Origin of the sequence: Acinetobacter johnsonii CIP 64.6 (assembly GCF_000368045.1) — a bacterium.
Taxonomy (GTDB): domain Bacteria; phylum Pseudomonadota; class Gammaproteobacteria; order Pseudomonadales; family Moraxellaceae; genus Acinetobacter; species Acinetobacter johnsonii.
The window spans coordinates 112462-120111 of sequence record NZ_KB849229.1; the positions used below are offsets into that span (position 1 = coordinate 112462).

Sequence of the window (7650 nt, forward strand, 5' to 3'; positions counted from 1 at the left end):
GGGTACAGTGCAATGAGCACCATGCAACAGACAGATGTTTTAATTATTGGGGCGGGACCATCAGGCAGCTCGGCTGCAGCTTTGCTGCGTCAAAAAGGTTACCAAGTCACGGTCATCGAAAAGCAATATTTTCCGAGGTTTTCCATTGGTGAATCTTTATTGCCGCAGTGTATGGTGTTTTTGGAAGAAGCGGGTTTGTTGGAGACCGTTCGCGCACATGCCGATGAATATGCCTTTCAGTTTAAAAATGGCGCGGCTTTTTTAAGAGGTACGCAGCGCAGTTTTTATGACTTTACTCAAAAGTTTAGCGAAGGTCCAGGCACTACATGGCAGGTACGGCGTGCCAACTTTGACCAGCTTTTGGCACAGCAAGCCGAAAAAATGGGCGCAGACATCCGTTTTGGCCATGAAGTCTTGGCGGTCGATGTGGCATCTACACAGCCGATTTTGACGGTCAAAGATGCGCAAGGCGACAGCTACCAAATTCAAGGCAAGTTCCTCTTGGATGCCAGCGGTTTTGGCCGCATTTTGCCAAAGTTTCTCGACTTAGAAAGCCCGTCGGACTTTCCTGTACGCCGTGCAGTCTTTACCCATATTGAAGATGGTCTATTGAATGATCCTGATTTTGACCGCGAGAAAATTTTAATTACAGTGCATGAAAAAGACCACCGTGCATGGTATTGGCTGATTCCCTTTGCCGATGGGCGCTCTTCATTTGGCATCGTGGCGGAGCAAGATTTCTTTGAAAAATACGGTTATGACGGCAGTGCGGACTATGACTTAGAAGCCTTACAGAAGCGTATTTTGGCGGATGATGCCAGTTTGTCGCATGTGCTGCGTCATGCTAAACATGATACTCCTGTACGTACTTTGGTGGGCTACTCTGCCGATGTTAAACATTTGGCATCCAACAACTATGCGCTACTCGGCAATGCAGGTGAGTTCCTAGATCCTGTCTTTTCATCGGGGGTGACCATTGCCTTGAAATCTTCCAGTCTAGCGGTGCCTTTGGTCGAGCAAGTGCTGCAAGGCCAGGCGGTCGATTGGATGGAGCAATATGAAAAGCCGCTACGTAAAGGCATTCAAGTGTTCCGTGCCTATGTCGAGTCATGGTATTCAGGTGAATTTCAGGATGTGGTGTTCTCCACGCATCAGGATGAAAAAATCCGTCGTATGATTGCTTCTTTACTGGCAGGTTATGCGTGGGATGCGAGCAACCCGATTCATCGTAATGCCAAGCAACGTCTGAGCACTTTGGCCGAATATTGCCGAGAAGAACAACCCCAAAAAGAGTCGCTGACCGATGAAACTTAAGCTGTGTTTAAAGACCATCAGTTGGGTTTTAGTCAGTGCTCTGCTTTGTAGTGCTTGCCAAAGCTGGATCCCAAAAGCGCAAGGACTCGCGACCCCGCAGTGGGCTGCGCAGAATTACCAGCGCCAAGACCAAATTGAAGTGCAGTGGAAAACCCAGAGTTTCAGCTTTTTACTGTACCAACAGCAACGTGGGCAGTCACTTGACATGCTAGCGCTCAGCCTTACAGGACAGCAGTTGTTTAAGCTCAGTTTTGATGGTCAAAAAGTGTATGTAGAACAGCGGATTGAAGCGATGAAGCTGTTACCTTTCGATTACGTGGTACGCGATATTCTGTATGCGACCTATCCAAATTTTACTGCGTTACATGCAGCTCAAAATGCGGTCGTGCAGAAAGACGATACCATTTATATACAGCAACAGCCCGTATTGAAAATTCAGCAAAATGAGGGAGTAATTGAGCTAGATAATCTGCAAGTGCCTTATCAGATGGTGATCAGTGCAGTGAGCAATACTTTAGAAGATGATCAAGGTGACCATCATGACTAAAAATCTACAGCATGTTTCAGCCGTTGGTATTCAGTTTAGTGCGGCGCTGTCGGCTTTGGGACAAAATACCGCTGAGCTTCAACATGCGTTAACAAGCATAGAAAATACCTTGTCGCAACGAGAGGATCTGATTGCGGGGCGTACGGTATGGGTTGGCGCATATAACTCAGCGTTGATACAGGACATTCCTGAAAACTTAAGCGGTGCAGACTCACGAAATTTACGCTTTGCGCTGACTGCTTTGTCGCACATTGAAACTGAGATTCGTGCCTATACTGCACAGTTCTCTAAACAGCGTCTTGCGGTGATTATGGGCACATCGACGTCTGGAATCGCAGATAATGAGCCTGTATTAAAAGCGCAGTTGCAGCAGCCAACACCGCAGTCTGTACAACATCAAAAACAGGAAATGGGCAGTTTGGCGAAGGCCTTACAACATTATTTGGACTGGGATGGACCTGCCTATACTATTTCTACCGCTTGTTCCTCGGCAGCTAAAGCGATGGCGGCGGGGCAACGTCTGCTGAATGCCGATTTGGCCGATGCTGTCTTAGTTGGTGGAGTCGACACCCTATGCAAGCTGACCTTAAATGGTTTTGAGAGTTTAGAAAGCTTATCGAGCGGAATTTGTCAGCCCTGTGGTGCCAACCGTGACGGTATTAATATTGGTGAAGCCGCAGGGCTGTTTTTATTGTCTAAAGCACCTGCAGCTGTGATGTTGCTGTCGAGTGGCGAGTCAATGGATGCATGGCATATTTCAGCACCACATCCCGAAGGACGAGGGGCTGTAGAGGCAATGCAAAACGCATTAACTGTTGCACAGCTTGAAGCAGGTGATATTGGTTATTTGAATTTACACGGTACATCCACACCGCAAAATGATGCGATGGAGATTAAGGCGGTACAGACCGTTTTTTCAGATGCAGCTGTGGCCTTGAGCAGCACCAAACACAAAACGGGACATTGTCTGGGGGCAGCGGGTGCAATCGAAGCCTTTATTTGCCAGCAGGTTTTATTGGATCAATCCTGGTTGCCGCTGCATCATGCAGGCGAATTGGACGAGGCTTTGGTTGGGCAAAATTATGTGCGTGTTCCACATTTGGCTGCACCGATTCGCTATGTAATGAGCAATTCATTTGCCTTTGGCGGAAGCAATATCAGTTTAATTTTGGGGACGGCTTTGCCATGATGGATGCTGTACAATTTATTCCGCATGAAAAACCGATGGTTTTCGTGAGTCATCTAATTGAAGCTAATGATGAGTTTGCCATTGCAGAGCTTCACATTACCGCTGATTTGATGTTTTGTGAGCCAGAAGGTTTGCCCACATGGAGCAGCATTGAGCTTATGGCACAGACCATCAGCGCCTATGCAGGCTATAAAGGACAGACTAAAGGATTGCCACCGAAAATTGGCTTTTTATTGGGCACCCGTAAAATGCAGTTACCTTGTGCCTATTATAGTTTGGGCACAACGGTGCAGATTCGGGTAGAACAAAGTTATCTGCACGAAGGTCTTGGGCAGTTTAATTGTGAAATTGTATATCAAGAGCATCAGTTCAGCGCCATATTAAGCGTATTTGAGCCTGAAAATATGAATGAAATCATTGGAAAACTAGTGTGAACAGAAGAATTTTAGTCACGGGTTCAAGTCGTGGAATAGGTAAAGCGATTGCTTTGGAATTGGCAAAGGCAGGCTTTGATGTCACGGTCCATGCCCGCTCAAGACAGTCTGAGGCCGAAGCAGTGGCTCAGGAGATTCAAGCGCTTGGACAGGCTAGCCATGTACTGATGTTCGATGTGAATGAGCGTGAAAAGATTGCCGCTATTTTAGAGCAAGATATGGCACAGCATGGTGCTTTTTATGGTGCGGTGTTGAATGCAGGACTAACCCGTGATGGTGCTTTCCCCGCACTAACCGATGAAGACTGGGATGACGTCGTTTCTACTTCGCTGAATGGTTTTTATAATGTGCTGAAACCTCTGATGATGCCGATGATCCGCTTGAAAAAGGGCGGACGTATTGTGACTTTATCTTCGGTGTCTGGAATCATGGGGAATCGAGGTCAGGTGAACTATAGTGCTGCCAAAGCAGGCTTGATTGGTGCGAGCAAAGCATTGGCACTGGAATTGGCCAAACGCAAAATCACGGTGAATTGTGTGGCTCCAGGCTTGATTGAAACAGAAATGGTCACGGAAGAAGTTAAAGAACACGCCTTGAAGATGATCCCGATGCAACGTATGGGGCAGGTGGAAGAAGTCGCAAAAGCGGTGAAGTTTTTATGTAGTGATGATGCCAGTTATATCACCCGCCAAGTGATTTCAGTCAATGGAGGCTTGATCTAATGAAACGTGTTGTTGTGACAGGTATGTCTGGTATTACCTCTTTGGGGGAAACCGCAGAGCAAATTTTTGAGCAGTTTGCACAAGGGAAAAGCGGTATTCGCTATATGCCTGACTGGGAAATTTATCCTGATTTACGCAGTAAATTGGCTGGTCCAGTAGAGTCATTTACTGTACCGAAGCACTTTAACCGTAAGGTGACCCGTGGCATGGGGCGTGTTGCTTTAATGTCTGCTGTATGTGCTGAAAAAGCATTGGAAGATGCAGGTTTACTACATGCTGATATCTTAAAAAGTGGCGATGCAGGCGTGGCTTTTGGTTCCTCTGCAGGCAGTGTGGATGCCGTACGTGAGTTTGGCTCGATGTTGATTGAGCACAATATGAGTCAACTCAATGCCACAACCTACATTCGTATGATGTCGCATACCAGTGCAGTCAATATGACGGTATATTTTGGCCTAAAAGGTTTAACGCTGCCGACTTCAAGTGCCTGTACTTCAGGTTCTATGGCTATTGGTCAAGCTTATGAAGCGATCAAATATGGTAAACAAACCGTAATGATCGCAGGCGGAGCAGAAGAGCTCAGTGCTGCCGGTTCTGCCGTGTTTGATGTGCTGTTGGCGACCAGTGTGCAAAATGATCGACCTGAGACAACGCCACGCCCGTTTGATGCAGACCGGGATGGTTTGGTGGTGGGTGAGGGCGCAGGCTGTTTGATTTTAGAAGAATATGAACATGCTCAAGCGCGCGGGGCCACCATTTATGCTGAGATTGTCGGTTATGGTAGCAATACCGATGGTCAGCATGTGACTCGACCTGATTCTGAAATGATGGGCCGTTGTATGCAGTTGGCACTGAAAGATGCACAGCTTGCTGCCGCGGATATTGATTATGTCAATGCACACGGCACCTCGACCGATCAGGGGGATATTGCTGAATCACAAGCAACCGCGCGCATCTTGGGGAAAAAGCCGATCAGCTCATTAAAAAGTTATTTTGGGCATACGCTCGGGGCGTGCGGCGCCATTGAGGCATGGTTGAGTATCGAAATGATGCGACGTAATCAGTTGGTGCCTACGCTGAATTTAGATCAGATTGATAGTGCTTGTGGCGATCTGGATTATATTGTTTCAGACATGCGTTCAGCAGAAACGCAAATTATGATGAGCAACAATTTTGCTTTTGGGGGGATTAATACCTCCTTGATTTTTAAACGTGTCTAATAAAATAAGGGTAGAACCATGTTATTCAAAAAAATCTGTGCAGTCGCTGTGTTGTCTTTAGGTGCGATTGCATCAGCTCAGGCTGCCGATAAAATGTATGATTTTAAATTTCAAGAAGCGGTAAACCGTGCTGTTGCAGATGGCGTACTCGATGGCTCAGTGAAATTTTATTTGGCGGGCACCAAGTCGGGCGGAAAGGTGATTGAAAAGGGCCTAGTGACCAATAAAAAGACCAATGGTTTTGCCAAATCTGCGGAAAGTTCATGTGATCACGTACTTCGTTCGGCATTGATTCAATTTCAAAATACAGCCAAAGCCAATGGCGCAAATGCTGTGACCAACCTGGTGAGTTTCTATAAGTCGAATGAAACACGGAGTACGACGACTTACCAATGCGCGAAAGGTACGGCACTCGCAGGCGTGGCGTTGAAAGGTGACTTGGTGAAGTTTTAATTTTCAATGATTTAAATGGTTTGATTCAATGCACAATTGAACACAAGCTATTTTTAGCATTCGATCCGTATCTAAATCTAATATTTAACGAACAATAGATACTGGGATATTTCAGGCTCGCAAAGTCATTTGCGGGCCTGAAATATTTTATCGCTCTTGATTTATCCCTCGTAAAAACTGGCTCATCCATTAGATTTTCTGCTATGTAAAATAGATGAAAATTATGGAGATGAATTAAAGTATGGAATTTCCAAAAAGATCGTTTTTTCCTCTGTAACGAGGGCATAATTTGTGGGTGAAAATTAAATTTTTATCACTATTTTTGGTGAGAACGATATTGATTGAGGTAGAAAACCAACCTTTTTGGTTGGCTTTACATAAAGTAACAAAAATCTAAAAATACGATTGTAAATAAAAACTTAAATAATGTGATTTTTAAAATATAAAACCTTCTGTTAAACGCCAAAAAAAATGAACAATAAGAAAGCTTTTAATGTGATTTTTAATGCGAATGGTTTCCACTTTGAACCAGTGTATGCAGGTGATCTATAGATCTTTAAAAGTTGCAATTAGGTTAGGTTGTGTAGAAATTTTAAACAATATTTGTCTGTCTATTTTACGATTTTTATATTTAGGACAAGTGTATTTTATTGCAAAAATTCAGTGCTAAGATAATTCACAATGGAAAACTTAGAAGCTAAGTTGAATCGTCAATTGGTATCCGAAACTGACCAGTTAAAGAACTTTCTAGTACATGACACCTTTCATTTAGTGACTCGGTTTAAAGCTTCAAAATACTTAAAAATGAAACTCGAAAAAGGATGTACACATGGATCAGAAAGTCACGTTAATTGATAAAAAGTCTCACCAAGGCATCGAGGTAAATGCCTCGGGCAAAATACAATTGTCAGCGCAGAACCCCTCGGTCGTTCAACTTAAAATCTCTTCAGAAGATATTAAAGAATACAAAAAGGAAGGTAACAATCTCGTTGTTGTCTTAAAAAGTGGTGAATTAATAACAATAATGGGCTTTTTTGATGCAGATAACAGCCTTGTTTTGCAAGATGATGTTAATCATAAATTGCTTTGGGTTGAGTTTAGCTCTAATGAGGAATCATTAAGTGCGACCTATGCAGAACTCAATGATGTAGGGCCTTTATTATATGGTGAGAATGATGCTGCTTCTCCATGGGCTTGGGCCGCAGTTCCATTGACTGCAGGCGGCATTTTAGCTTGGGCAGGGCATGATTCAGGAAATGATTCTGATAAGGGGATAGGCGAAACGAACGAAGGACCAAGTGCCCCAGAATCAGTGGTGATTGGTAATGGTGATGAATGGATTACAGCAGATGAAATTGACGCAGATGGCAAAGTTGACGTTACGATTGACTTACCTGCAGATGCAGTCGCTGGTGACAGTGTTATCGTCAATGGTGAAGAAACAGTATTGACGGCTGACGACATTGCTGAAGGTGAAATCATCGTTAAAGTGGACGCACCGAATGAAGGCGAAACATTAGAAGTCGATGTGATCATCAAGGATAAAGATGGCAATGAGTCAGATCCGACTCAAGCAGAAGCAACTGTGGATACTACAGCCCCCTTAGCTCCAGATTCGGTCACCATCGGTAATGGCGATGAATGGATCTCCGCAGATGAAATTGATGCAGATGGCAAAGTCGACGTTAAGATTGATTTACCTGCAGATGCGGTAGCTGGTGACAGTGTTATCGTCAACGGTGAAGAAACAGTATTGACGGCTGACGACATT

At 44.6% G+C, this 7650-nt stretch carries 8 protein-coding genes; all 8 read left to right on the forward strand.

Going from position 1 to position 7650, the window contains the following annotated elements; genetic code table 11:
- Window positions 1–12: 12 nt before the first annotated feature.
- Entirely contained in the window at window positions 13–1314 is a 1302-nt protein-coding gene (locus F986_RS00520) for an NAD(P)/FAD-dependent oxidoreductase (protein ID WP_004684326.1), read from the forward strand.
- A complete protein-coding gene (locus F986_RS00525) occupies window positions 1304–1861 on the forward strand; it encodes a DUF3261 domain-containing protein (protein WP_004684329.1) in 558 nt (185 codons plus the stop codon). The genes F986_RS00520 and F986_RS00525 overlap by 11 nt, the downstream gene beginning before the upstream one ends.
- Window positions 1854–3050 (forward strand): beta-ketoacyl-[acyl-carrier-protein] synthase family protein, encoded by a 1197-nt coding sequence (locus F986_RS00530; protein ID WP_004684332.1) that lies wholly within the window; start codon window positions 1854–1856, stop codon window positions 3048–3050. The genes F986_RS00525 and F986_RS00530 overlap by 8 nt, the downstream gene beginning before the upstream one ends.
- The gene (locus F986_RS00535; RefSeq protein ID WP_004684333.1) at window positions 3047–3484 is read left to right on the forward strand and encodes a hotdog family protein; all 438 of its coding nucleotides are present in this window, start codon (window positions 3047–3049) and stop codon (window positions 3482–3484) included. The genes F986_RS00530 and F986_RS00535 overlap by 4 nt, the downstream gene beginning before the upstream one ends.
- Window positions 3481–4206 (forward strand): 3-ketoacyl-ACP reductase FabG2, encoded by a 726-nt coding sequence (locus F986_RS00540; RefSeq protein WP_004684334.1) that lies wholly within the window; start codon window positions 3481–3483, stop codon window positions 4204–4206. The genes F986_RS00535 and F986_RS00540 overlap by 4 nt, the downstream gene beginning before the upstream one ends.
- Entirely contained in the window at window positions 4206–5426 is a 1221-nt protein-coding gene (locus tag F986_RS00545) for a beta-ketoacyl-ACP synthase (protein WP_004684335.1), read from the forward strand. Before F986_RS00540 ends, F986_RS00545 begins: the two co-directional genes overlap by 1 nt.
- Window positions 5427–5444: 18 nt before the next feature.
- On the forward strand, window positions 5445–5879 hold the full coding sequence (locus F986_RS00550; RefSeq protein WP_004684337.1) for a hypothetical protein: 435 nt from the start codon (window positions 5445–5447) through the stop codon (window positions 5877–5879).
- A gap of 829 nt (window positions 5880–6708) precedes the next feature.
- The coding region (locus F986_RS18465; RefSeq protein ID WP_004684338.1) for a BapA/Bap/LapF family prefix-like domain-containing protein at window positions 6709–7650 on the forward strand (942 nt) is incomplete at its 3' end.